Consider the following 24,292-nt stretch of genomic DNA (forward strand, 5'->3'; position numbering starts at 1 on the left):
GAGACTTTGAAATGAGCAAGCACGTCCTCATCGTAGGCGCATCGCGCGGCATTGGCCTGGGCCTGGCGGAAGAGTTCAAGTCACGCGGCTGGGAAGTGACCGGCACCGAGCGGTCGAAAAGCGAAGAGCTTCACGCGCTCGATGGCGTGAAGATCGCGACGCTGGATGTCACCGATCCGTCCACCTTCGAGGTCGATGGCGAGTTCGATGCAGTGATCGTCAATGCGGGCATCACTGGCGCGAAGCACCAATCGAGCGAGCAGGCCACACCCGATGAAGTTGCCGAAGTGATGATGACCAACGCGTTCGGCCCGGTGCATCTCGGCAAGAAGCTGCTGCCGCAGATCAGGCGCGGCGGTTCGCTGTCCTTCATGAGTTCGCTGATGGGCTCGATCGAGGACAGCTCGGGAGGCTACGAACTCTACCGCACGAGCAAGACCGCGCAGAACATGCTCGCCAAGGGCGTGTCGGAAAACGAGGCCAAGGAGCGCGGTGTCGCTGTTCTCTCCCTGCACCCCGGCTGGGTGCAGACCGACATGGGCGGCCCCAATGCCAAGATCACGGTAGAGGAAAGCGCAAAGGGCCTCGCCGATGTCGTCGAGAATGCGAGCGGGAGCTACGCCTACGTCGACTACACCGGCAAGGCCCTGCCGTTTTAGGTCTATCTAGCGCTTAGAAGCGCAGGCCCAGTCCGGCCACGATCTGGTCGGTCGTCACTTCGCCGAATTCGCCCGAGGCCGAATCGTCGTATTTCGAGCGACGGTATTCGAGGCGTGCTTCGAGTGGGCCGGGCAAGGCGACCTGCAGGCCCCCGCCAAAGCGGAAACCGCCGCTGTTTTCCTTGAGCTCGCTGAGCGAACCTGCCGAGGTAAAGGCGCTCGTGTCGAGCGAAGTGTATCCTGCCTTGCCATAGGCAGCGATGCCGGGGGTCAGCGCCAAACCGGCGCGGGCGCCGACATAGTACTGGCCGCTGGTCTTCAGGCCGTCGTAGGCTGCACCGGCACCGCTGGGGAACTCGGCCGAGCTGTCGCTGGTCGAAATCTCGCCTTCGACGCCGACAAAAGCGCTACCGAGCGACAGGTCGTAACCGGCCGTAAGTCCGTAAACCGCGGCATCGCCATCAAGCGTCACGCTCGATCCGGCACTTTCTACGTCGACTCCCTCGAAGCCTGCGAGTGCGCCGACATACAGGCCGCCAATGGCTTCATTGTCCTGCGCCATGGCGGGCGTAGCTGCGAGGCCTGCGCCGAGAACGGCGAGAGCGAAAATCTTCTTCATGAAAAGTCCTTTCCAGTGCGATCCCTTGCACGTGGGAAGCGACAAACCGCCGCGCCGCTTGCCGTCTGATTAACCGCCCCGGAAGCCTTCGACGAACCGTGCGAGCGGCTCGTTCAGGCGAGACAGTCGGCGAGGGTCTGGAGCAGCGCTTCGCTGTCGGCGGGCGTATTGTAGAGATGCGGGGTGACGCGCAGCGAAATGCCACGCAGCGAGACATGCACCTTCTTCTCCGCCAGGCGCTCGGTCAGCCCCTTGGGAACACCTTCGGGAAAAGCCAGCGAAAGAAAATGCGGCGCACGTGTGCCGATGGGGGCCGAAGCGAGTCCCAATGCCTGCGCTTCGTTTGCCAGTGCTTCGGTGCGCCGCCCGAGTTCTTCGGAGAGCGCCGCGATGCCAAATTCCATCAGCATCTCCATCGCCGCTCCCGCACCCATAAGCAGCGGCGGGTTGGACTTCTCGCCCATGTCGAAGCGCCTCGCACCGGGCTGGAAATCGCTACGGTAATCGACCAGCCGGGCGAAATCCTCCGACCCCGCGCGATTGATCCAATTGTGCTCGATCGGTTCTCCCTCGTGGTGCTTTGAATCGACATAGAGCATCGCGATCCCATACGGCCCGAGCAGCCACTTGTAGCAGGCGGCCACGGCAAAATCGGGCTTCACCGCCTCGAAATCCAGCGGCATCGCGCCGAGCGATTGTGTCAGGTCGAGCACCAGCGCCGCGCCAACGCTTCGAGCCTTCTCCCCCACAGCGACGAGGTCGACCATGCGTCCATCCGCCCAATGGTTGTGCGGCACAGCCACCACCGCGGTATCGGGCCCGATGGCATCGAGTACCGCCTCGCTCCAGCAACTTTGCGAGGGGCGCTCGACGGAAACGACGGTCCCCCCGCTGGCACGTGCCTTCTCCTGCCAGATATAGACATTGGAAGGAAACTGGTCGCCCAGCGTGACGATGGTCTGCCCCGCAGACACCTGGACGTTCCGCGCCGCGACCGCGAGCGCGTAACTGACCGAGGGAACCACTGCTACATTGTCGGGCGATACGCCTGACAACCGCCCTGCCCGCTCGCGAAAGGTTTCGACCACTGAGAAGAAGTCAGTCGGACGGAAGTTCCACGGCTCTTCCTTGAGCCGCGCACCCTCGACCATTGCCGCGCTCACCTCCTGCGCCAGCGGGCCCATGTAGGCGCAGTTCAGATAGTGGACGTCCTCGGGAATCGAGAACCGGTGACGCTGGTCTTCGATCACCCCACCACGCCCGCGCTGGCAAGTACGGCAAGCGTCAGCAGGTCGGGTGCGATCGCCGTCATCGGGGCTATCTGCACGGGCTTTTCGCTGCCGATCATCATCGGTCCGACGGTGGTTTCCCCGCCCAGCTCGCGCAAGAGCTTGGCCGAAAGATTCGCCGATTGCAGGCCGGGCATGATGAGGACGTTTGCGGGTCCGGACAGGCGGCTGAAGGGATAAAGCTCCATCACCTTGCGATTGAGCGCGGCATCGGGCGCCATTTCGCCTTCGTATTCGAAATCCACGCCCTGGTCTGCATCGAGCAGAGCCACCGCATCGCGGATATTGCCCAGCCACTGCCCGCTCGGATTGCCGAAGGTCGAATAGGACAGGAAGGCGACGCGCGGCTCGTGGCCCATGCGGCGTGCGACGGCGGCGGTTTCCTTGGCGATATGCGCCAGTTCCGCGGCGGTCGGACGTTCGTTGATCGTGGTATCGGCGAGGAAGGTCGTCTGGTTCTTGCCGATCATCATGTGGATGCCGAAGGGCGTCGCACCTGGCTTGGGATCGATCACGCGGGCAACCTCGCGCGCGGTCTGTGCGAAGGTGCGGGTCAGGCCCGTGATCATCCCTTCGCCATGGCCGAGTGCGACCAGCAGAGCGGCAAAAACGTTGCGCTCCTGGTTGACCATGCGGCCCACGTCGCGCTCGGTATAGCCGCGGCGCTGCAGGCGCTTGTAGAGATAATCGACCATCGCCGGCACCTTGTCGGAGACGTTCGAGTTCTCGATGATCCAGTCATCGGGATCGTCCACCGCCAGCTCGACCAGCTTCTCCCGAACCTTTTCCGTACGACCCACGAGGATCGGCTCGCCATAGCCGTAGTCGCGGTACTGGATGGCGGCACGAAGGGCGACTTCCTCTTCTGCCTCGGCGAAGACCATCGGCTTGGGATTGTTGCGGGCGATCTCGTAAATATTGGTGAGCGCCCCGGTGGTCGGGTTGAGCCGCACCTTCAGCTGGTGGCGATAGGCATCCATGTCCTCGATCGGCGCCTTGGCCACGCCGCTGTCCATGGCCGCCTGCGCGACGGCGGAGGACACCAGCTCCATCAGGCGCGGGTCGAACGGCGCGGGAATGATGTAGTCTTCGCCAAACTGGTGTGAGACACCGTAGGCCGCAGCCACTTCTTCGGGCACGCGTTCGCGGGCGAGCTGGGCGATGGCGCGGGCGGCGGCAATCTTCATTTCCTCGTTGATCGCAGTTGCCTGCACGTCGAGCGCGCCGCGGAAGATGAAGGGGAAGCCAAGCACGTTATTGACCTGGTTGGGATAATCGCTCCGGCCCGTCGCGATGATCGCGTCGGGACGGACCGCCTTGGCCAGTTCGGGCATGATTTCGGGCGTCGGGTTGGCCATGGCGAAGATAATCGGCTTGTCGGCCATCTTCTCGACCCATTCGGGCTTCAGCGCCCCTGCAGCGGAAAGGCCGAGGAAGACATCGGCACCGACCAGCGCTTCCTCGAGGCTGCGCGCCTCGGTCGGGTTGGCGTGCGCGCTCTTCCACTGGTCGACATCGTCGCGGCCCGGGTAGATCGGACCCGAGCGGTCGCACACGATGACGTTTTCGTGCCGCACGCCCATCGCCTTGATCAGCGCGGTGCAGGCCAGCGCCGAAGCGCCCGCGCCGTTCACCACCATCTTCACGTCGGCAAGGTCGCGGCCGGTCAGATGACAGGCATTGATGAGGCCCGCTGCCGAGATGATCGCAGTGCCATGCTGGTCGTCATGCATCACCGGGATGTTCATCTTCTCGCGCAGCGCCTGCTCGATGATGAAGCACTCGGGCGCGGCGATGTCTTCGAGATTGATGCCGCCGAAGCTCGGCTCCATCAGCGCGACCGCATTGATGAAGGCTTCGGGGTCCTCGGTATCGAGTTCGAGGTCGATCGAATCGACGTCGGCGAAGCGCTTGAACAGCACCGCCTTGCCTTCCATCACCGGCTTCGAAGCCAGCGCGCCGAGATTGCCGAGGCCGAGAATGGCGGTGCCGTTCGAAATCACCGCGACGAGGTTGGAACGGGCCGTATAACGCGCCGCGTCCTGCGGGTTGGCGGCAATCGCCTCGACCGGGGCGGCCACGCCGGGCGAATAGGCTAGCGCGAGGTCGCGCTGGGTCGCCATGGGCTTGGAAGCTATGATCTCGATCTTACCGGGACGGATCGTCTCGTGATAGAACAGCGCCTCGCGCGTATTGAAACCGGTCTGCTTTTCTTCGGCCATCTGGGTCCTCTGGTGTCTTGGCCAAAGCCCCTAAGAGCATTTTCGGCGAAGTCATAGGGGAAAGGCCGCTTGCCCCGACTCCCGAATCGCCGCAGCCCTCGCTAGGCCGGATGCTCATGGCCGACCAACCCACCCCCATGATGCAGCAATATCTCGCGCTCAAACGCGAAGCGGGCGACGCATTGCTGTTCTACCGGATGGGCGATTTCTTCGAGCTGTTCTTCGACGATGCGAAGGTCGCCTCACAGGTGCTCGATATCGCGCTGACCACGCGCGGCGAGCATGGCGGCGAGCCCGTGCCGATGTGCGGCGTGCCGGTCCATTCTGCCGAGGGATATCTGGCTCGTCTGATCAAGGGCGGCTGCCGTGTGGCAATCGCCGAGCAGACAGAGACGCCCGACGAGGCCAGGGAGCGAACGAAGCGCGAAGGCAAACCCGTGTCGAAGGCGCTGGTCTCGCGCGACATCGTGCGCTTCGTCACCGCTGGAACGCTGACCGAGGAAACTCTGCTCGAGCCGCGGCGCGCGAACCTGCTGGTTGCGGTGGCTCCGGTGCGAGACGGGGTGGGCATCGCCTCCTGCGATATCTCGACCGGACGGATGGAGTTGGAGGAGTGCGAACCCGACCGGCTCGATGCGGCGCTGGCACGGCTGGGTGCGAGCGAAGTGGTCGGCCCGGACGATTGGGCGGATGCGCCTTCGGACACCATCCCCCGCCCCCGCCTCGATTTCCGCAGCGACGATGGCGAGGCGCGGCTCAAGGACATTCACGGCATCGCGACGCTCGACGGGCTGGGTGATTTTACGCGCCCGATGCTGGCGGCGGCTGGCGGTCTCATCGCCTATCTCGACCATGCCGGACGCGGGAAGCTGCCCTTCCTGCTGCCGCCGGTGGCAAGGGGAAGCGGCGCGCATCTGGCGATGGATGCTGCAACACGCAGCAGTCTCGAAATCCTTGCCGCGCAAAACGGCGGGCGCGAGGGAAGCCTGGTTGCCTGCGTCGACCGCTGCGCGACCGGAGCAGGTGCGCGGGAGCTGGCGGAAGACCTGTCGGCGCCGCTCGCCGACCTTGCCGCCATCGAAATGCGGCTGGCGAGCGTGCAGCATTTCCATGCCGACCCGCTGCTGCGCGCGGACCTGCGCTCCGTATTGAGGCAGGCGCCCGACATCGGGCGCGCGCTGGGAAGGCTTGTGGCAGGACGTGGCTCACCTCGCGATCTCGGACAGATCCGCGACGGCCTGTCCGAAGCGCAGCGGGTACGCGAGATGCTCTCTGCAAGCGCTGACCTCCCCCCGCTACTTGCGCGGCTGATCGGCGATCTCGGCGGACATGCCGCGCTGGTCGATCATCTTGCCCGGGCGCTGGTGCCCTCCCCTCCGACCGAGCGCAGCCAGGGCGGCTTCATCGCCAGCGGTTACGACCACGCGCTCGACGCTCTGCGCGAGACGAGCGGAAATGCGCGCAAGGCGATCGCCGCGCTCGAAGCCAAATATCGTGAGCAAACCGATACCGCCTCGCTCAAGATCAAGCACAACAAGGTACTCGGCTATTTCATCGAAGTGCCTGCCAAGCACGGCGACAAGCTGATGGCGCCCGACAGCGGCTTCACCCACCGCCAGACCATGGCGGGCGCGGTGCGGTTCAATTCGCTCGGGCTGCACGAGGAAGCGACGCGCATCGCCGAATCCGGCGCACACGCGCTCGCTGCCGAGGAAGCGCATTTCGAGGAACTGGTCGGCGAAGTCGTCACCGCGCGCGAGGCGATTGCCGCGACTGCCGCCGCGCTTGCCCGTATCGATGTCTCCGCCGCGCTGGCAGAGCGCGCGGTCGAAGGTGACTGGGCCCGGCCGGAAATCTTCGATGAACCCTGTCTCGAAGTAAGCGGCGGACGCCATCCGGTTGTCGAGCAGGCGCTGGCCAAGACCGGCGAACGCTTCGTCGCCAACGACTGCTCGCTCGGCAAGGAAGACCGGCTGTGGCTCATCGGCGGTCCCAATATGGGCGGCAAGTCGACCTTCCTGCGCCAGAATGCGCTGATCATGCTTCTGGCACAGGCAGGCAGCTTCGTACCTGCAAGCTCCGCCAGGATCGGCATTGCCGACCGACTGTTCAGCCGCGTCGGCGCATCGGACAATCTCGCGCGGGGTCGCTCGACTTTCATGGTCGAGATGGTCGAGACCGCCGCGATCCTCTCACAAGCCACCGAGCGCAGTTTCGTCATCCTCGACGAGGTCGGGCGCGGGACCTCTACCTATGACGGCATGGCGCTTGCCTGGGCGGTGGTCGAGGCAGTTCACGAGCAGCTGAAATGCCGCTGCCTGTTCGCAACGCATTACCACGAGCTCTCGCGCCTTGCAGATACTTGCGATGCGCTCAGCCTCCACCATGTCCGCGCCCGCGAATGGAAAGGCGACCTCGTCCTCCTCCACGAACTGGCGAAGGGTGCCGCCGACCGCAGCTACGGCCTTTCGGTCGCGAAGCTCGCAGGCGTGCCCCAGCCGGTCATCAAGCGCGCCAGGGCGGTGCTCGACAAGCTTGAGAAGGGCCGGGCGGAAACCGGCGGGCTTGCGGCAGGTCTGGGCGACCTTCCCCTTTTCGCCGTCACGGCGCAGGCCGAAGAAGAAAAGTGCGATTCCCTGCGCGAGGCCCTCGATGCGCTCGACGTGGATTCGCTCTCGCCGCGGGAGGCGCTGGAGGAACTATACCGGCTTAAATCCGAGGCAGCGAAAAGCCGATCTTAACCATTGGCGCTGTAAATCTCGAAGGTCATGAAGCTGCGCACGACCATTATCGCCATGTTCGTCCTGATCGCGATTTGCGGCGGCGCGCTCTATGCGATGCAGAGCTATTTCAGCCGCGATTCGCAAATGCGCGATGCGGAGCTCGCCTTTCGTGACACCCATGCAGACGAGATCGCTGCAAATCGAGCTGCCCTCAATCGCAAGGTGCCCCGCGAGGACGAGGTTCAACCCGTTGTCGAAGGCGAGGAACCGCTTACCCTCGATGACTGGTATGCCGATGCGGGCTCGTCTACCGAGCCATTCGATCCCACGCCCGAAGACAACAGCTATCTGATCAACACGGCCGAACCCTTCGAATAATCCGGAACCCTCGTGCGCCTGACCCGCTAGTGACGCATGGCAGACGACGAGCAGACGAAGGACAAGAGCACCGAGTGGGCGGAATTCCGCACCGATCTTGCAGAAGACCGCAACATCATGGCGATGGAGCGGACTTTCGCCGGGTGGATGCGCACCGCCTTTGCCGCAATCGGTATCGGGCTGGGATTTCGCGCTGTTTTCGGTGAGTTCGATCCGCCGTGGCTAGCCAAGGCCATCGCCACCATGTTCATAGTAGGTGGAGGCTGGCTGGCGATCACTGCCGAGCGAAGAGCTTGCCGCACGCTGGAACGCCTCGATCCGCACAAGTTCGAAGCAATTCCCGCACCGCGCTTCAGGGTAATGGCCTATGCCGTCGCCCTGGGATCCGCCGTCCTGACCGCAGGTCTGTGGATCCTGAACGACGGCGATATTACCGGCTGATCAGTCGTTTTCGTTGGGCAGGTCGGGATCGACCTCGTTCGACTTTCCGTACTTGCCCTCGTTGTCGTCATGGTTCGGTTCGCCGCGATAGGCGTCCATGTCGATCCGGCCCGAACTTTCCATGTCGCGCATGTGATCGACGGTATCCTGCGTGGAATCGCCCATCAGCCCGGATTTGTTGTCGCTCTTGGTGCTTTCCGTCGGACTGCGAAGGCTTTCGGCCTGCGCATCCTGCGAGACGGTCTGCGCCTGGCTGCGCTCGTCGTCTTGCTCGTCATTGTGCGTTTCGGGGGCCATGCCCTGGGGGGTACTCATTTCCGTTTTCTCCTTTGTCGGATCAACGGGCAGTCCCCCCTGCTAGTTCCTACCGCGTGGGCTGCGGCTCATCGCCCGAATAATCGTAGAAACCGCGGCCGGTCTTGCGGCCAAGCCAGCCGGCCTCGACATATTTCACCAACAGCGGCGCTGGGCGATACTTGGTGTCGCGCGTAGTCTTGTAGAGCACCATCAGGATGTCGAGACAGGTATCGAGCCCGACGAAATCGGCCAGCTGCAGCGGCCCCATCGGGTGGTTGAGGCCGAGACGGCAACCCTTGTCGATATCCTCGATCCCCGCCGTCGACTGGCCGAGCACGAAGACGGCCTCGTTGATCATCGGCAGCAGGATGCGGTTGACGACGAAGCCGGGTTCGTCCTGGCTCAGCACCACTTCCTTGCCCAGCGCTTGAGCAAGAGCCTTGGTCCGGTCGGTGGTGGTAGGAGCAGTGGCGAGGCCGGGAATGACCTCGATCAGGCCCATCACCGGCACGGGGTTGAAGAAGTGAAGCCCGATGAAGCGCGCCGGATCGGGCGAATAGTTCGCCATGCGCGTGATGGGGATCGAGCTGGTGTTCGAGGCCATGATCGCGTCGGGACCAAGCTTTTCGCCCGCCTTTTCGAAGATGGCTTTCTTGATCTCTTCCCTTTCGGTCGCCGCCTCGATGATGAATTCGGCCTCGCCCATGCGCGCGTAATCGCCCACCGGGGTGATGCGCTTCATCGCGCTTTCCGCATCGGCGATCTCGATCTTGCCGCGGCCGACCAGCTTGCCGAGAGCCTTGTCGATCCCGGCAACCGATTTCTCCGCGACCTCCAGGCTGACGTCGGCCAGCATCACATCCATGCCGTGCTGCGCGATGGTCTGCGCGATGCCGGAACCCATCTGGCCTGCACCGATAATGGCGATCGTCTTGCTCACTTCAATTGTCCTTCGCACCTGCAGCAAAACGCGCGGTGTAACGAGGGCGTCCGGCCTTGGCTAGCGATTAGCGCCGGGAATCCACTTCACGTCGCCGCCTTCTGTCGCATTGGCCACCCGGGCCAGCACGAAGAGGTAGTCCGACAGGCGGTTGATATAGGCCAGCGCCTGGGGATTGGTGGCATCGGCAGCAGCCAATGCGGTCATGGCGCGCTCGGCGCGTCGGGCTGCGGCGCGCGCCACATGGAGGCGCGCGGCAGCTTCGTTCCCGCCCGGCAGCACGAAACTGGTCAGGGGTTCGAGACCCTCGTTCAGCGCGTCGATGGCCCCTTCGAGCCATTCGACCTGAGCCGGGACGATGCGCAATACCATCTCGGAAGGTGCGAAATCCTCGCCATCGACGGCGGGCGTGGCAAGGTCGGCGCCGAGATCGAACATGTCGTTCTGGATGCGGAAAACTGCCTCCGCATGGCCGGTCCCGCTTAGCGCAACAGCAGCGAGCCCGAGTGCCGAATTGGCCTCGTCGACCGCGCCGATGGCTTCCATCCGTTCCGCGTGCTTGGGCAGCCGCGATCCGTCGACGAGGCCGGTGGTCCCGTCGTCTCCGGTGCGGGTGTAGATCTTGTTGAGCTTGACCACGAGGGCGCGGCCGTCAGGTCGCGACGCCGAGAAGGATCGCGATGACGACGATCGCGATAGCCTGCCACTTCACGCGCGCCATCATGGCCCTGTTCTGCTTCAGCTGCATTTCCGTCGCATCGACTTGTTCGCCCGTCTGGAGATCGACCTTGGTGCTTTGCAGGAAAGCAATGACCCCGCGAACAAGCGAAAAGAGAACCATGGCCATGGCCGCAACGAGCAAAATGACGAGGAAAGTGTTCATGGGCCCTATCTAGGCGCTCGCGAGCGTAATTCCAGCAGGGAATAGTCCGAGGCGCAGCTGTTCTGCCAGCTCCTTGCCATCTTCCCCCGCCTTGCGCCGGTCGGCGAGGCTTGGCGAACCTCGCCGCTTGGCCAGTTTCTCGCCGTCTTCGCCCAGCAGGATCGGGTGGTGGTGCCACATGGGTACGGGCAGTCCGAGCAATTCCTGCAGCACGCGGTGGATATGCGTCATGGCGAAGAGGTCCTGCCCGCGCGTGACCAGCGTCACCCCGTCGGCGGCATCGTCTAGCGTGGCCGCGAGATGATAGCTGGCGGGAGCGTCCTTGCGCACCAGGATGACGTCGCCGAAGGGACGCGGGTCGGCGATCTGCGTGCCATTGACTTCGTCCTCCCAGAAAAGTTCGGGCAATTCCGCCATCGCCCGGTCGACGTCGAGCCGGAGAGCGACAGGCTTTTCGGGGTCGAGCATCTGTCCCTTGCAGGTTCCGGGATAGACCGCGCCTTCCGGCCCCAGCCGCGGTTTGAGCGCCATGATCTCGTTCCGGGTGCATGTGCAAGGGTAGAGATAGCCGCGCGCCAGCAGGTTGCGAGCGAAAGCCTCGTAGGTTTCGAGCCGCGTCGACTGGGCCGGGACTTCCTCCCATTCGAGGCCCAGCCACGCGAGATCCTCGCGAAACTCGTCGGGCTTGTCGGGAAGCGAGCGGACCCCGTCGATATCCTCGATCCGCAGCTGGAACTTGCCGCCGCGCTGCTGCGCGATGTCATGTGCTGCAATTGCCGAAAAGGCGTGGCCAAGATGCAACGAACCATTCGGGCTGGGGGCGAAGCGGGTGACCTCCATCCGCACCTCCTAGGCCCTCTCTTGTGGATATGCACGGGAAAAGCCTGTGGAAATCGGGTGTGTAACAGTCTTGACGCGGAATCCTGCAAATGGATGTATCGCAACAGAGATCGGGAGGGACACGCAAATGTTCAGGGCCGAACTGCTGGAACGGGCCGCGAGGTTCCGAAGTACCGCCGAGGATCCGACGCGAAACCTGCAGTCGTGTCCGAGCCTCGTCCTCAATGCGGACTATACCCCGCTCTCCTATTACCCCTTGAGCCTGTGGCCGTGGCAGACGGCGATCAAGGCGATCTTCCTCGACCGGGTCGACGTGATCGCGACCTACGACCGCGAGGTCCATTCGCCCAATCTCGACATGAAGATTCCCAGCGTGATCGCGCTGAAGCAATATGTGAAACCGAGCGAGTTTCCCGCGTTCACCCGCTTCAACCTGTTCCTGCGAGACCGGTTTTCCTGCCAGTTCTGCGGCGACATGAACAATCTCACCTTCGACCACGTCGTCCCGCGCCGCCTCGGCGGCAAGACGACCTGGGAGAACATCGCCACCGCCTGCGCGCCCTGCAACATGAAGAAGGGTGGCCGAACGCCGAAACAGGCGGGCATGCAGCTCTATTCCGAGCCAATCCGCCCGACCCACTGGCAACTGCAGCAGCACGGCAAGATGTTCCCGCCCAACTACCTCCACGAAACGTGGCGCGACTGGCTTTATTGGGACATCGAACTGGAAGCGTGAGTTCTGCGGAAATCCACTAATATCTTCCGCCATTAAGTATCGACAAAGAATTTGGCGGCATTAAACCGGTCACGCCTCCACTCCGGAGGCAGGGATCGTATTAACAGGGACTCAAATGAACAAACTTTACACCGCACTCGCGGCCGCTGCGGCCGTGGGCCTTTCGGGTTGTGCCACCGTCGTGAACGGGCCGAACCTCGACTATGCCGTCAACACCACTCCTGAAGGTGCCGACATTACCTTCCTCGATGGCCGTACCTGCACCACGCCTTGCGAGCTGGTCATGCCGCGCAAGGACTCGAGCCGCGTCGACATCGTGCGCGAAGGCTACGAACCCACCTACGTCCTGCTCTGGAGCAAGGCTGGCGGCGCTACCTTCGGCAACATCCTGCTTGGCGGCGGGATTGGTGCAGCCGTAGATGCAGGCAGCGGCGCAAACCGCTTCCTCTCGCCGCGTCCGCTGATCGTGCGCCTTGCGCCTGTCGGCTCGGGCGAAGAAGCCGTCCTGCTCGACAAGAAGGGTGAGGTCATCATGACCGTCGCCCAGCATAACGCCGAAGCCTACGAAAAGGTCGCCAAGCAGATCGGCGATGCGGCTGGCGAAGCTCCTCTCGAAGCGACTGCGGAAGCAACGGCTGAAGAAGTTGCCGTGGAAGAAGCTGCTGCGGAAGCGGCCACCTCGGAATAAGCTTACGGCTTATAAGGAATTGCCCGGGCCGCCTCCTGGCGCGCCCGGGCTTTTTCATGTGACGGCTGCGCGGGTTCGGAATTCCTCGCGTTGCCATTCGCTGCTTTCGAGCACCTCGACGAGGTGGCGGGCGGCCTCGGCCATGTCCTCGAAGCGGAGATAGGCAGGCGCGAAGCCGAAGCGAAGGATATCGGGATCGCGGAAGTCGCCGATCACGCCGCGGGCGATGAGGGCCTGGCAGATTGCGTAGGCTTCAGGATGGCGGAAGGAGAGCTGGCTGCCGCGCTGCGCCGGATCGGTGGGACTGACGAGGTCCAGCTCGATGTCGCTTTCCGCAAGGCACTGGCGGAAGAATTCGGACAGCTTCTGCGATTTCGCATAGAGCCGCTCGACCCCGATTTCGGCTATCAGGTCCACGCCGACCTCGAGCGCCGACACGCCGAGTATGCCCGGCGTGCCGCATAGCAGCCGCTCGATACCGGGAGCAGGCCGGTAATCGTCGCTGAATGCGAAAGGCTGCGCATGTCCCATCCAGCCCGATAGCGGTTGCTGCGTATCATGGAGATGCCGCTCGGCCACGAAGGCATAAGCCGGGGCACCGGGGCCGCCGTTCAAATATTTATAGCCGCAGCCGACGGCGAAATCGGCCCCGCACGCATTCAGGTCCACGGGCAAGGCGCCGCCCGAATGCGACAGGTCCCACAGCACCAGCGCGCCGGCCTCATGCGCAGCGCCGGTGAGCCGCGCCATGTCGAAGATCTCGCCCGTCTTGTAATGCGCATGGGTGAGGAGAAGGAGCGCGACGTCCCCGTCCAGCGCGTCGACAAGGCCATCGCGCGAAGCCAGGCGCCGCTGGGCAAGCCCCTGCTTCTCGAGCCCCTCGATCATGTAGATGTCGGTCGGGAAATTTCCCGGTTCGCTCAGCACCACCTTGCGCCCCGGGCGCATGGCAAGCGCCGCGGAGATCAGCTTGAACAGGTTCACCGAGACGCTGTCGGCAACGACCACCTCGTGCGGCTGCGCCCCGATCAGAGGCGCGATCTTGCCGCCGACCTTGGCGGGAAGGTCGATCCAGCCCGCCGAATTCCAGCTACGGATGAGGTCCCTGCCCCACTCCTCGCGCACGACCTGCTCCAGCCGCTTGGGCGTTTCCATGGGGAGACAACCCAGCGAATTGCCGTCGAGGTAGATGACGCCTTCCGGCACATCGAACCGCTCGCGGAATCGGGCCAGCGGATCGCCCGCATCGAGCAGCCGTGCCCGCTCAAGCATCGGCCAGCTCCCGCAGGATCGCGCGGCACAGGCCGGCATCCCCGCCTCCGACCTTCAGCGGTAGCGCGATGAGTTCGTAACGACCGGCAGGAACATCATCGAGCACCAGCCCTTCGAGGATCCGCATGTCGTGTTCCAGCACCGCGTGGTGCGCATCCATCGTCTTGCTTTCCTGCGGGTCGACGCTCGGCGCATCGGTGCCAACCAGCTTGACGCCCTGCCTTGCAAGCCACCCGATAGTCTCCGCCGCAATCGGCAGCCAGTCGCTGCGCCATTTGTCGTGCGGGAAGCTATCCCAGGTGCGGAACAACACGCGTTCGACACCCGCAATCCCGGGCAGGTCCGATACTTCGATCGCGCCCTTCGCATCGCGCGCATCGACCACAAGGCATGGGCCTAGATAGGGCTCGATCCCCATGCTTGCCGCATCGAGACCGTCCTCGGCATAATGCAGCGGCGCATCGGCATGGGTTCCCGAATGCGTGCTCATCGTCATCTTGCCGACATTCACCGGCGAACCCTGATCCATCCGCCACGTCCGCTCGAAAGCGAAATCCGTATCGCCCGGCCAGACAGGCAGGCCGGGCCTCAGCACCTGGCTGATGTCCCAGATGCGCCCGGTCACAAGGCGGTCCTCACGCTGAGGAGTTCGGGGAAGAAAGCGGCTTTCAGAACACCTGCGAGATAGGGCACGCCGGGTGTCCCGCCGGTTCCTTTCTTGAAGCCGATGATCCGCTCGACAGTTTTCAGATGGCCGAAACGCCAGCGCTGGAAATGGTATTCGAGATCCACCAGCTTTTCGGCCAGCTCATAGAGGTCCCAATACTCCTTGGGATCCCGATAGATTTCGGCCCAGGCGGCCTCCACCGCGGGCGAATGTTCCCACGGGCTGGCGTGATCGCGCCCGAGCACCTCTTGCGGGATGTCGAAACCGCGGCGGGCAAGCAGGTCGATGGCCTCGGCATAGATGCTCTTGCGCGTCAGTTCCTCGCGCAGCGCCCCGGCCACCTCGGGCGTCGCCTCGTGCATTGTGATCATGTCCGGGTTACGCCCGCCGAGGAGGAATTCCATCATCCGGTATTGCGCGCTCTGGAAGCCGCTCGATCCGCCCAGATGCGGCCTTATGGTCGAATAGTCGTGCGGGGTCATAGTGCTGAGAACGTCCCAGCTCTGGATCAGCTGCCCCTGCGCGCGCGCCACGCGTGCCAGCATCTTGAAGGCGGGCCGCAGGCGGTCGGCCTGGATGCACTCGCGCGCTTCCTGCAATTCGTGGAGGCAGAGCTTGAGCCACAGCTCACTTGCCTGATGGACAATGATGAACAGCATCTCGTCATGCGCATCGCTCGACGGGTGCTGCGCCGACAGGATGCGGTCGAGGTCGAGATAGCTCGAATAGGTGACGTCTGAAGACATGGGCGAGAGCACTAGCGCCCCTGCCCGATAACGCAAACTACTGGTCGATCACCCGGGTCTGCGGATGGTGCTTGTCGAGATGTTTCTTGATCGTCTTCAGGTTCTTGGTGTTCGAGCGATACACCAGGTCGAAGGCATCGCCCACCAGCGGCACCGCACCCAGCGCGGTATCGAAACCGACGCGGCCCATCATGTGCCAAAGCTTCCACTTTGGCAGGCCGAGGTTGCGCGCTTCCCAGACGATATAGCTGCCCATTGCGGCAGTGATGATGTCGCCCAGGACCGGCACGAGACCCACGATCGTGTCGAGGCCGATCCGGTAATTCGTTCCCGGCAGAACCATCGCCCGCTCGAGGATTGCCTCCATCGCCTCGATCCGGCGGCGGACCGATTGCGGGTCGGTGCCCGTGGGAAAATCGAACCGCAGCGGGCCGGCATTCCCGGCCCCCGCGAAGCCTTCGTCGCGGCTCCTTTCAGGTTCGATCGGCGTCAGGCGATTGTCTTCCATTGCGCCTAGATGGGGGCACGGGACAGCGGGAACAAGGGATGGAAAGCCATGGGGTTTTCAGAGAACCCCTCGACACCTGCGCGCACCTGCGACCAGCGGATCGGCGAACCCAGCGGGATGTATAGATTGGTCTGGGTCAACACCTGCTCGGCTTCGGCGAGATAGGACGCGCCCTCGGCCGGGCTCTCCGCGTCGAGAGAGAGATCGACAAGGTAATCGGCATCTTCGCTGCAAACAGGTGCGGAGAGCGCGCAATTGAACTGGTTCAGGAACCAGCGCGCACCGGCATAGCGTGCCGTCGTGTCGCGGAGCACGAGGTCGGCTTCGTCACGCTCCGTAACGCGGCGTAGCGAAACGCCGATTGCTGCCAGGTCGCGGGATAGCGCGCTGAAGAGGAAGTTCGCGCCGGGGCCGCGCGGGAGAAAGATCGATACCGATGCGTCTGCCCCAGAACCTTCCTCCCATTGCTGCACGATCCCGCCCGCTCGTGCCCGGCGTTGCTCGATGGACTGGTCCGCCCAGCGCTCGCCGACGCTCCCGTCGTCTCCGGGCAAGCCTGCGCCGACAATCCGGGTGGAACCCGACCAGCCGCCGAGATTGAATTGCTGCATCAAACCGGGTCGATCGATCGCCATTGCCAGCGCGGCCCGGTTCTCGGCGGTGGCAAGGAATCCGGTCGGTCGGACCACATCGAGACCGAACAGCCCGATCGCGGAATCCAGCCGGACTGTTCCGCGCGAAAGCGCGCCGGTGATTGCGAGAGGAAGCGTTTCGAGTCGCCCGCCGAGCAGCAGGTCTACTTCGCCCCGGGCGAAGGCCTCGGCTGCCTTAGCGGGCGCATAGGCACCGATGCGAATTTCGCTGACGATATCTTCCCAATCGCCTTGCGCGGATAAACCGCGCTGTTCGGGCGGAATGGCGTCGAGGATGGCTGTCGAGCCGTCGAGGCGTGCCACCATGGGACCCGGGTCGCCTTCACGAAGCGCGATGCCGAGCTCTGGCTGCGCCATAAGCTGGAGGAAGCCGGGCATGGGGCTGCGCAGGCGGATTTCGATGACGCGCCCGGTCATCGCGCGGATGTCCTGTATCTTTTCGAGATCGAGGCCGAGACTCGTCCCGTCGAGCTTGCGGACCGCGCCGCGCAATTCCTCGGCGACAGTCTGGGCCGTGAGCCGTTCCCCGCTCGGCAGGTCGAACTCGGTAATCCGGAAGATGTAGCTTTCACCATCGTCGGTGACGATCCAGCGCTCGGCAAGCGCGGGGACGACCTCGCCCACTTCGTTGAAACGCACCAGCCCCTGCCGCTGCGCCGAGCGAAGGATCTGCGCCCCCGGTTCGAGCTCGGGATCGGAGGAAAACAGTGAGGCGGCAGTGCCGATATAGGCGACATCGACCACGCCGTCCTCGTCCAGCCGATCGCAAGCCGCAACGAGCAGGCAGGCGGTCAGCAGGAAAGAGGCGGCGCGCATGTCTCCGGCAGGTAGCACTCCTGCCGGGTCAGGCAAGCACGTGTATCAGAGCTTGCGCACGCTCCACTGGTCGCTCCTGGGTGCGACTGCCGGACGCGAGTAGCGCGGAGCTTCGGACTCGCCCGAATAAAGCTTTGTGCGCGCAGCGGCTGCATCGATCTCGTCGTCGAAGGCGATGCCGATCTTGCCGTTCTGTTTCCAGGCGACCTTGCCGGCAACCTCGCCGACCTGGCGCAGCGAGACCACCAGCCGCTGGCCCCGCTCGGCGATCAGCCCGCCGTCGATCATCATGCCCGAATTGGAAAGGTTGCGGACCTTGGCCTGCACGGCGGAAGTCGCTCCGTCGAGGCGGATTTCGGCCAGCAGGAAGAGACTGTCCCGCTTCAGGTTACGCGTATCGATTGCAGTCATTACGCTTGCTTCCCGTATATTTTCGCGACCCGGTTTTCCCGGATTTGAGAATCAGCGGGTTAGCGCGCGCGGGATAAGCAAATGTTGAGGGAAAAGGTTAATTCGCTAACTCTGTAAGGCAATGTCCTGCCTCAATCGTCGCGCGAAATCTTCTCTTTGCGCTCGTGGGCTTCCTGCGCTTCGACGGTCATGGTGGCGACCGGGCGGGCGATCAGGCGGCGCAGGCCGATGGGATCGCCGGTCACTTCGCACCAGCCGTATTCACCCTGGTCGATGCGGCGAAGGGCCGAGTCGATCTTGGAAATCAGCTTGCGCTGGCGGTCGCGCGTGCGCAGTTCGATGCCCCAGTCGGTTTCGGAGGAAGCGCGGTCGTTGAGGTCGGGTTCGCGGATCGGGCCGTCCTGCAGCGATTGCAGCGTCTGCCCGGCAGCGTCGTGGATGGATTTCTTCCAATCGAGCAGCAGCATACGAAAATAATCGAGCTGGCGGTCGCCCATATATTCTTCGTCGTCACTCGGGACATAGTCCGGGTCGACCGCGGCTTTTGCCTTGGCAAGCTTTTCGGAAACATTCGATGCCGACGTGGCCATGTGAGCCTGTTCTCCCAACTCTCTCCTGTTCGAAGAGCCGCCATTCCCGCCAGCCCGGATTTTTCCGGTGCCTGCGACGCTCCGATGGCGCGGCCTATAGGAGTGGCTTCCCTACCCCGCAAGCCGCTTTCCGGAATTACATAGCCTGTGACTGATTAAGCTCAGCCTACCGGGCTTCCCGCTTGGGAAAATAGTTGAGGTCGGCGTTAACCATTTATTGACCATAAGGGCCGACATCTTGGTGGACCGGCTGGGGAGCCGGGATTTGAACGGGGGAGTTTTGTTATGGAACTCAAGTCCATCGAAGGCGGCGCAGGCCGCATCGAACAGAGCGATGAAGCACTTGTCACCATCGCCGAATATCTGAACGAATACGCCAAGGGCAGCGTGGATGCGCTCTATGACCTGGGCGTGGCCTTCTCGACCGGCAGCCATGGTTGCAGCACCGACATGATCGAGGCGCACAAGTGGTTTAACATCGCCGCATCGAAGGGACACGAGGAGGCCGCTTGGTGCAGGGCCGATGTTTCGGACGAAATGACCGCTCGCGAAATCGCCGAGGCACAACGCCGGGCCCGCGAATGGCTGATCGACGGACAGCGCAAGGTTGCCTGAGCTAATCGGTTTTCCGGAAGGGCGTTCTTCGCTCGAGATAATTGCGGTCGGCGGCCACGCCTTCGCGCTCTCGCTCGAGGAACTCCGCCACCGCCGCGCCGAAGCCCGGATCGGCGAACCAGTGTGCGCTGAAGGTTTCGACCGGTTCGTAGCCGCGGGCCAGCTTGTGCCCTCCCTGGGCTCCCGCCTCGACCCGCGATAGGCCTAGCTCGATGGCGGCATCGATCGCCTGGTAATAGCACAGCTCGAAATGCAGGAAGGGCAGCTGCTTCGTGCAGCCCCAATAGCGCCCGTAAAGCGCCTCTCCCCCGATGAAATTGAGCGCGCCGGCAATCGGCTCGCCATTCTCCAGCGCCAGCACAAGCACGATCTTTTCGCCCATGCGCTCGCCGAACAGGTCGAAGGCCTCGCGCGTCAAATAGGGATGGCCCCATTTGCGCGCGCCGGTGTCCTGGTAGAAATGCCAGAAAGCGTCCCAGTGGTGCGGCCTGATGTCGTCGCCGGTGAGGCGGACTATCTCCAACCCCTCCTGCGCCGCCGCGCGCTCTTTGCGCAGGTCCTTGCGTTTACGCGAAGTCAGCGTGGCGAGAAAGTCCTCGAAACTCCCGAAATCACGGTTGAGCCAGTGGAACTGGATATCGCTGCGCAGCATCCATCCCGCGTGCTCGAACAGCGGCAACTGGTCCGGCTCGATGAAGGTCGCGTGGGCGGAGGAGAACCGGTTCTGACGGCAGACCTGCTCGGCCGCCGACAGCAAGGGCGCAGCAAGCGACGGATCGGACAGCAACAACCTCGGCCCCGTCGCGGGCGTGAAAGGCGCTGCGATCTGGAGTTTGGGATAGTAATTCCCCCCTGCCCGCTCGTATGCATTGGCCCAGCTGTGGTCGAAGACATATTCGCCCTGGCTGTGCCCCTTGGCATAGGCGGGCATGGCGGCGAGCGGCGGGCCTCCTTCCGAGGAGATCACTATCGGGACGCTCTGCCAGCCGGTGCCCGGCCCCACGCTGCCCGAATCTTCGAGCGCGGTGAGAAATTCGTGGCTCATGAAGGGATTGTCGCCCGCCAGCACATTCCATGCCGCCCGGTCGAAAGCGCCGACCGACCCGGCAATCCGCGCGGCAAGCCCCTCCTCGCTCACGCCAGCCCGTCTCCTTCGGCGATCAGCGCATCGGCATGGGCCTCGCCGGTCCGGCGCGTTTCGGCCGAATTCACCGTCCAGGTCAGCACCGGCATCCCGCGCGCTCGCAGCACGGCGACCATGGGATTGGGCAAGGCGAGGACGTGGTAGGCGATGAATTCTGGCCGTGCCGCCCAGAGCGCGACATGGCGCTGCCATGGCTTCTGCGTCATGCCGACCTCGTCCTCGCGCATGACGAGACCCCGCACAGTTTGCGGAGAGTGTTTGCCGAACCATACGCAAACGCGGGGATCGAAACTCATGACCGCGTGCTTGCCCGCATAGCCTTCGAGCGCTTTCGCCACCGCGCGGCAGCTGCGCTTTACCTCATAGCCGCGCCGCGACTTGATCTCGATCAGGATCGGCACCTGCCCGTCAAGAACCGGAAGCAGATCGTCGAGCCGCGCCAGCTTGTGCTCGCTATCGAGGAAGGCGATCTGCGCGAGTTCCTCGGCGCTATGGTCGGCGAGCGGTCCGTGCACGCCGGTCAGCCGGTCGAGCTCCCAGTCGTGGACCAGCATCGCGCACCCGTCGCGGCTGCGCTGGATATCGCATTCAATACCGAGGCCGCGCCCGGCCGCGAGCGCATAGCCGGCGAGCGAATTTTCGGGCACGCCCTCCCCGTGCAAGCCGCGGTGAGCATAGGTCCACTCACGCAGCCAGCCGACCCGCACGGGGTCGGGCGGGCTTACGATCAGCCGGTCAAGCGGGCTGAAGAGCGACAATCGCGTCCACTTCCACCGCGGCATCGAGCGGCAGCACCGGCACGCCGACAGCGCTCCTCGCATGGCGGCCCGCATCGCCGAACACTTCGGCCATCAAATCGCTGCAGCCGTTCACAACCTTGGGCTGGTCGGTGAAGTCCGGCACGCTGGCGACGAAACCGCCCAGCTTGACCACCTTCTCCACCCGTTCGAGCAGGCCGGCAGCCTTCAGCTGCGCAAGGATCATCATCCCGCAGGCGCGCGCAGCTTCCTGCCCGCGTTCGAGCGTCACGTTCTGCCCCAGCTTGCCGGTGACGAGCTGGCCATCGACGAAGGGCAGCTGGCCCGAGATATAGGCGGTGTCGCCCGAAACCACGAGCGGCTGGTAGCTGGCGACGGGCGCCGCCGCTTGCGGAAGGTCGATACCCAGTTCTTCGAGTTTCGCGGCAATGCTCATGCTGTTTCCTTTTGCAGTTGCGCACGCAGCCACGGCAGCGCTTCGTCCCAGTGATCGATCCGCGCATCGGCATGGCCCGAGGTGTGGGCGCAATCGATATGCGGAGCGAGCATGGGCTCGCCGCACAGATGGAGCGTGGTGATCTCCGAAATCGTTTCGCGCGCCGAGCGGTGGTGCTGCGCGAGATCGTCGATGAAGATGGCCTTCGATGGATTGTATTCGGCGAGGATATTCTGCAGCGCCGGACCCTTGGGCCCCTGGTTGGTGAAGACGCGCGCATTGACGCCGTGGCCCGCCAGCTGCTCGGTCCGCATCTGCTGGCGCTTGTCGACGAGATTGGTGAGGATGACCACGTCGGCCTCCTCGGCCAGCGTATTGATGCCCTCGATCGCGCCGGGAATGGGATTCTGGCGGTACATCTCGGTATCGAAAAACAGGCCGAGCTTTTTCCAGATATCGTCGGGCTCCAGGATTTCGCCGCTGTCCTGCCAGCGCAGCGCCTTGGAAAAATCATTGCCGACCATACGGAATTCGACGCCCTGCGTTTCGGCGAGCCATTCCTTGAAGGGCGTGACCATATAGAGCAGCACTTCGTCGCAATCGGAGATGATCAGCGGGCGGGTCATGAATTGAGTGTCCTAGCGGCTGCGACCAAGGTTTCGGGTGTCGTGTTCAAAGCGTCTGCGGCCGAGATAAGGTCCGGCTCGTGATTTGCGAGGAATTCCAGCACAGCCGCCTGCACGCTGCGATCGTCGATCCCGTGGCGCAATCGCTCCGGCGTCAGGCCGGTCAACGAAAGCAGGCGTTCGGCGCGCTTTTCGTTGGTCAGCGCCCAGCCGAGAGCTTCCAGCGCCAGCACTTCGGGCGCCCGTCCGTCTCCGCCTGCCGATTTATTTCGCTCTAGAATTGTAAGTCCTTCCGCTTGGCTCTAGGCCCTGCCAGCTCATTCGCAGGAGACATTGGCCCCGTGGCAAAGAGAATCCTCGTTGTCGAGGACAACGACCTCAACCGTAAGCTGTTTTGTGACGTGCTGAAGGCGAACGGTTACGAGGTGGTGCCGGTTTCCGACGGGAACAACTTCCTTGCCACGGCGAAGAAGTCCGATCCGCAGCTGGTCATCATGGATATCCAGCTGCCCAATGTCAGCGGGGTGGACCTGATCGCCGAGCTCAAAGCCGACAAGTCCATGGAAAGCGTGCCGGTTCTCGCCGTCACCGCCTATGCCGGAAAAGGCGACGAAGAGCGGATCAGGGATGCAGGCGCGGAGGATTACCTTGCCAAGCCGGTGTCGATCGGACCGTTCATGGCGGCGGTCCGCAAGCTGCTTTCCGACTGAGCCGACGCACGCGAAAACTTGACAAATCCGCGCGGAAACCGCTTTGCCGCCCCATTCGTTAAGACCTGCAACCCTGCGGGTCGCACTGCATTTGAAGAACTGGACCCGTTTATGGACCGCGCAGAAGTCGACGCGAAAATCCGCAGCCTCATCGAACCCTTCAACAAGAAGGGTGTCGAGATCAAGGATGAGACCACCTTCCAGAACGATCTCGAATTCGACAGCCTGACGGTGATGGATTTCGTCGCCGAGATCGAGGACGAATTCGACATCATCATCAGCATGAACCAGCAGGCCGAGATCGAGAATTACGGCCAGCTCGTCGATGCGGTCCACAAGCTGCAGGCCGACGCATGAGCGAAGGCATCATCCAGCCGGACCAGCCCGAAACGCACGAAGCGCACGCGGGCGACAAGGACCTCTTCTCCAAGTTCGACGACATCATTGCGCTGCGCGAAGGCCTGCTTTCGCAAGGGCGCGAGGATCCGTTCAACCTGGTGATGGAAAAGGTCCTCTCGCCCACCCGCGCGATCTGCAACGGGCGCGAGACGATCCTGCTCGGCACCTACAATTACATGGGCATGACCTTCGACCCCGACGTGGTCGAAGCGGGCAAGCAGGCGCTGGCCGATTTCGGTTCGGGCACCACGGGCAGCCGCGTTCTCAACGGGACCTACCAGGGTCACAAGGAATGCGAAGAGGCGCTGCGCGAATTCTACGACATGGACCACGCGATGGTCTTCTCGACCGGCTACCAGGCCAATCTCGGGATCATCTCCACCATCGCGGGCAAGGGCGATTACATCGTCCTTGATATCGACAGCCACGCCAGCATCTGGGACGGCTGCGCGATGGGCAATGCCGAGGTCGTGCCGTTCAAGCACAATGATATCGAGGCGATGGAAAAGCGCCTCAAGCGCATCCCCGAAGGCGCGGGCAAGCTGGTGGTATTGGAAGGCGTCTACTCGATGCTTGGCGATGTCGCGCCGCTCGCCGAAATGGTCGCGGTGGCGAAGAAATACGGCGCCATGGTGCTGGTCGACGAAGCGCATTCGATGGGTTTCATCGGCGAGAACGGTCGCGGCGTGGTCGAGGATGCGGGCGTCATCGACGATGTCGATTTCATCATCGGCACTTTCTCCAAGAGCGTCGGCACGGTGGGCGGTTTCTGCGTGTCGAACCACCCCAAGTTCGAGATCATGCGGCTCGTCTGCCGTCCCTATGTCTTCACCGCCTCGCTGCCGCCGTCCGTTGTGGCGACTGCGGCGACTTCGATCCGCAAGCTCATGCACGGATCGAACAAGCGCGCGCATCTCTGGGAGAATTCGAAGAACCTGCACTCAGGCCTTCGCGAGCTGGGCTTCAAGCTGGGCACCGAGGAACCGCAGAGCGCGATCATCGCGGTGATCATGCCCGACCTCGAAAAGGGCGCGCATATGTGGGAAGCGCTGATCCGCAATGGCCTCTATGTGAACCTTGCAAGGCCGCCGGCAACGCCCGCGGGCATGACCCTGCTGCGCTGCTCGCTCTGTGCTGAGCATAGCGAGGAGGAAGTTGGCCAGATCCTCGAGATTTTCGAGAAGGCGGGCAAGGAAACCGGAATTATCTAAGGCAAAAAGGACCAG

General features: G+C 63.4%; 30 protein-coding genes. 10 read left to right on the forward strand and 20 right to left on the reverse strand.

The features are described 5' to 3' along the window. The first annotated feature begins 11 nt into the window (after positions 1–11). Positions 12–659, forward strand: a complete 648-nt coding sequence (locus K3178_RS10030) for an SDR family NAD(P)-dependent oxidoreductase (protein WP_221571300.1) — start codon at positions 12–14, stop codon at positions 657–659. 13 nt (positions 660–672) lie between these two features. Here K3178_RS10030 and K3178_RS10035 read toward each other — a convergent pair whose 3' ends face one another. The 3 genes from K3178_RS10035 to K3178_RS10045 all read right to left on the reverse strand — a co-directional run bounded on the left by K3178_RS10035 (position 673) and on the right by K3178_RS10045 (position 4,789). After that, positions 673–1,278 (reverse strand): outer membrane protein, encoded by a 606-nt coding sequence (locus K3178_RS10035; protein WP_221571301.1) that lies wholly within the window; start codon positions 1,276–1,278, stop codon positions 673–675. Between the two features lie 113 nt (positions 1,279–1,391). Continuing rightward, entirely contained in the window at positions 1,392–2,528 is a 1,137-nt protein-coding gene (locus K3178_RS10040) for an aminotransferase class V-fold PLP-dependent enzyme (protein ID WP_345719889.1), read from the reverse strand. Next, positions 2,525–4,789, reverse strand: coding sequence for an NADP-dependent malic enzyme (locus tag K3178_RS10045; protein WP_221571302.1), 2,265 nt, complete (start codon positions 4,787–4,789; stop codon positions 2,525–2,527). Before K3178_RS10045 ends, K3178_RS10040 begins: the two co-directional genes overlap by 4 nt. A 116-nt stretch (positions 4,790–4,905) precedes the next feature. Here K3178_RS10045 and mutS point away from each other — a divergent pair, with 116 nt between their 5' ends. Genes mutS through K3178_RS10060 form a run of 3 tightly spaced genes read left to right on the forward strand, consistent with a single transcriptional unit; the run spans position 4,906 to position 8,331 of the window. After that, positions 4,906–7,530: a DNA mismatch repair protein MutS gene (mutS, locus tag K3178_RS10050; RefSeq protein WP_221571303.1), complete on the forward strand. Its 2,625-nt coding sequence runs from the start codon at positions 4,906–4,908 to the stop codon at positions 7,528–7,530. A 27-nt stretch (positions 7,531–7,557) separates the two neighbouring features. After that, positions 7,558–7,890 (forward strand): hypothetical protein, encoded by a 333-nt coding sequence (locus K3178_RS10055; RefSeq protein ID WP_221571304.1) that lies wholly within the window; start codon positions 7,558–7,560, stop codon positions 7,888–7,890. A 36-nt stretch (positions 7,891–7,926) separates the two neighbouring features. Continuing rightward, on the forward strand, positions 7,927–8,331 hold the full coding sequence (locus K3178_RS10060; protein WP_221571305.1) for a YidH family protein: 405 nt from the start codon (positions 7,927–7,929) through the stop codon (positions 8,329–8,331). On the opposite strand, the gene K3178_RS10065 is transcribed toward K3178_RS10060, so the two are convergent. The 5 genes from K3178_RS10065 to gluQRS are packed head-to-tail and all read right to left on the reverse strand — an operon-like array spanning position 8,332 to position 11,291. Further along, positions 8,332–8,646, reverse strand: coding sequence for a hypothetical protein (locus K3178_RS10065; RefSeq protein ID WP_221571306.1), 315 nt, complete (start codon positions 8,644–8,646; stop codon positions 8,332–8,334). 49 nt (positions 8,647–8,695) lie between these two features. Next, the gene (locus K3178_RS10070) at positions 8,696–9,568 is read right to left on the reverse strand and encodes a 3-hydroxyacyl-CoA dehydrogenase NAD-binding domain-containing protein (RefSeq protein ID WP_221571307.1); all 873 of its coding nucleotides are present in this window, start codon (positions 9,566–9,568) and stop codon (positions 8,696–8,698) included. Positions 9,569–9,628: 60 nt separating this feature from the next. Further along, positions 9,629–10,207 (reverse strand): cob(I)yrinic acid a,c-diamide adenosyltransferase, encoded by a 579-nt coding sequence (locus K3178_RS10075; protein ID WP_221571308.1) that lies wholly within the window; start codon positions 10,205–10,207, stop codon positions 9,629–9,631. Positions 10,208–10,220: 13 nt separating this feature from the next. Further along, complete coding sequence (locus tag K3178_RS10080; RefSeq protein ID WP_221571309.1) at positions 10,221–10,451, reverse strand: HIG1 domain-containing protein; 231 nt, start codon at positions 10,449–10,451, stop codon at positions 10,221–10,223. Positions 10,452–10,460: 9 nt separating this feature from the next. Next, on the reverse strand, positions 10,461–11,291 hold the full coding sequence (gluQRS, locus tag K3178_RS10085) for a tRNA glutamyl-Q(34) synthetase GluQRS (RefSeq protein ID WP_221571310.1): 831 nt from the start codon (positions 11,289–11,291) through the stop codon (positions 10,461–10,463). A gap of 127 nt (positions 11,292–11,418) precedes the next feature. On the opposite strand from gluQRS, the gene K3178_RS10090 reads away from it, so the two are divergent. Together K3178_RS10090 and K3178_RS10095 are read left to right on the forward strand one after the other, a co-directional pair. After that, the gene (locus tag K3178_RS10090; RefSeq protein ID WP_221571311.1) at positions 11,419–12,027 is read left to right on the forward strand and encodes an HNH endonuclease; all 609 of its coding nucleotides are present in this window, start codon (positions 11,419–11,421) and stop codon (positions 12,025–12,027) included. Positions 12,028–12,142: 115 nt separating this feature from the next. Further along, positions 12,143–12,715: a PEGA domain-containing protein gene (locus tag K3178_RS10095; protein WP_221571312.1), complete on the forward strand. Its 573-nt coding sequence runs from the start codon at positions 12,143–12,145 to the stop codon at positions 12,713–12,715. 54 nt (positions 12,716–12,769) lie between these two features. Here the strand turns inward: K3178_RS10095 and kynU are convergent, their stop codons facing one another. The 7 genes from kynU to dksA form a co-directional block, all read right to left on the reverse strand. Further along, entirely contained in the window at positions 12,770–13,987 is a 1,218-nt protein-coding gene (kynU, locus tag K3178_RS10100; RefSeq protein WP_221571313.1) for a kynureninase, read from the reverse strand. Then, positions 13,980–14,612, reverse strand: a complete 633-nt coding sequence (gene kynB / locus K3178_RS10105; protein WP_221571314.1) for an arylformamidase — start codon at positions 14,610–14,612, stop codon at positions 13,980–13,982. Before kynB ends, kynU begins: the two co-directional genes overlap by 8 nt. Then, a complete protein-coding gene (locus K3178_RS10110) occupies positions 14,609–15,400 on the reverse strand; it encodes a tryptophan 2,3-dioxygenase (RefSeq protein ID WP_221571315.1) in 792 nt (263 codons plus the stop codon). The genes kynB and K3178_RS10110 overlap by 4 nt, the downstream gene beginning before the upstream one ends. A gap of 37 nt (positions 15,401–15,437) precedes the next feature. Next, positions 15,438–15,908 (reverse strand): DUF4112 domain-containing protein, encoded by a 471-nt coding sequence (locus tag K3178_RS10115; protein WP_221571316.1) that lies wholly within the window; start codon positions 15,906–15,908, stop codon positions 15,438–15,440. Between the two features lie 5 nt (positions 15,909–15,913). Further along, positions 15,914–17,377, reverse strand: coding sequence for an ABC transporter substrate-binding protein (locus K3178_RS10120; protein ID WP_221571317.1), 1,464 nt, complete (start codon positions 17,375–17,377; stop codon positions 15,914–15,916). A 45-nt stretch (positions 17,378–17,422) separates the two neighbouring features. Continuing rightward, complete coding sequence (locus K3178_RS10125) at positions 17,423–17,788, reverse strand: PilZ domain-containing protein (protein ID WP_221571318.1); 366 nt, start codon at positions 17,786–17,788, stop codon at positions 17,423–17,425. Positions 17,789–17,919: 131 nt separating this feature from the next. Further along, positions 17,920–18,378, reverse strand: coding sequence for an RNA polymerase-binding protein DksA (dksA, locus tag K3178_RS10130; RefSeq protein ID WP_221571319.1), 459 nt, complete (start codon positions 18,376–18,378; stop codon positions 17,920–17,922). Positions 18,379–18,663: 285 nt separating this feature from the next. Between dksA and K3178_RS10135 the strand changes: the two genes are divergently transcribed. Continuing rightward, positions 18,664–18,993, forward strand: a complete 330-nt coding sequence (locus K3178_RS10135; RefSeq protein ID WP_221571320.1) for an SEL1-like repeat protein — start codon at positions 18,664–18,666, stop codon at positions 18,991–18,993. 1 nt (position 18,994) lies between these two features. On the opposite strand, the gene K3178_RS10140 is transcribed toward K3178_RS10135, so the two are convergent. From K3178_RS10140 to K3178_RS10160, 5 genes are read right to left on the reverse strand one after another with little or no spacing between them, the layout of a single operon-like run. Then, complete coding sequence (locus K3178_RS10140) at positions 18,995–20,131, reverse strand: GNAT family N-acetyltransferase (RefSeq protein WP_221571321.1); 1,137 nt, start codon at positions 20,129–20,131, stop codon at positions 18,995–18,997. Beyond that, positions 20,128–20,895, reverse strand: coding sequence for a glycerophosphodiester phosphodiesterase family protein (locus K3178_RS10145; protein WP_221571322.1), 768 nt, complete (start codon positions 20,893–20,895; stop codon positions 20,128–20,130). Before K3178_RS10145 ends, K3178_RS10140 begins: the two co-directional genes overlap by 4 nt. Then, positions 20,873–21,331 (reverse strand): RidA family protein, encoded by a 459-nt coding sequence (locus K3178_RS10150; protein WP_221571323.1) that lies wholly within the window; start codon positions 21,329–21,331, stop codon positions 20,873–20,875. The genes K3178_RS10145 and K3178_RS10150 overlap by 23 nt, the downstream gene beginning before the upstream one ends. Next, positions 21,328–21,957, reverse strand: coding sequence for an HAD family hydrolase (locus K3178_RS10155; RefSeq protein WP_221571324.1), 630 nt, complete (start codon positions 21,955–21,957; stop codon positions 21,328–21,330). Before K3178_RS10155 ends, K3178_RS10150 begins: the two co-directional genes overlap by 4 nt. Beyond that, a complete protein-coding gene (locus K3178_RS10160; protein ID WP_221571642.1) occupies positions 21,954–22,187 on the reverse strand; it encodes a DUF3572 family protein in 234 nt (77 codons plus the stop codon). The genes K3178_RS10155 and K3178_RS10160 overlap by 4 nt, the downstream gene beginning before the upstream one ends. Positions 22,188–22,298: 111 nt before the next feature. Here K3178_RS10160 and K3178_RS10165 point away from each other — a divergent pair, with 111 nt between their 5' ends. The 3 genes from K3178_RS10165 to spt all read left to right on the forward strand — a co-directional run bounded on the left by K3178_RS10165 (position 22,299) and on the right by spt (position 24,277). Beyond that, a complete protein-coding gene (locus K3178_RS10165; protein WP_221571325.1) occupies positions 22,299–22,667 on the forward strand; it encodes a response regulator in 369 nt (122 codons plus the stop codon). A 111-nt stretch (positions 22,668–22,778) separates the two neighbouring features. After that, positions 22,779–23,024: an acyl carrier protein gene (locus tag K3178_RS10170; RefSeq protein ID WP_221571326.1), complete on the forward strand. Its 246-nt coding sequence runs from the start codon at positions 22,779–22,781 to the stop codon at positions 23,022–23,024. Next, the gene (gene spt / locus K3178_RS10175; protein ID WP_221571327.1) at positions 23,021–24,277 is read left to right on the forward strand and encodes a serine palmitoyltransferase; all 1,257 of its coding nucleotides are present in this window, start codon (positions 23,021–23,023) and stop codon (positions 24,275–24,277) included. Before K3178_RS10170 ends, spt begins: the two co-directional genes overlap by 4 nt. The last annotated feature ends 15 nt before the right edge of the window (positions 24,278–24,292 follow it).

Origin of the sequence: Qipengyuania sphaerica, assembly GCF_019711595.1 — a bacterium.
Taxonomy (GTDB): domain Bacteria; phylum Pseudomonadota; class Alphaproteobacteria; order Sphingomonadales; family Sphingomonadaceae; genus Qipengyuania; species Qipengyuania sphaerica.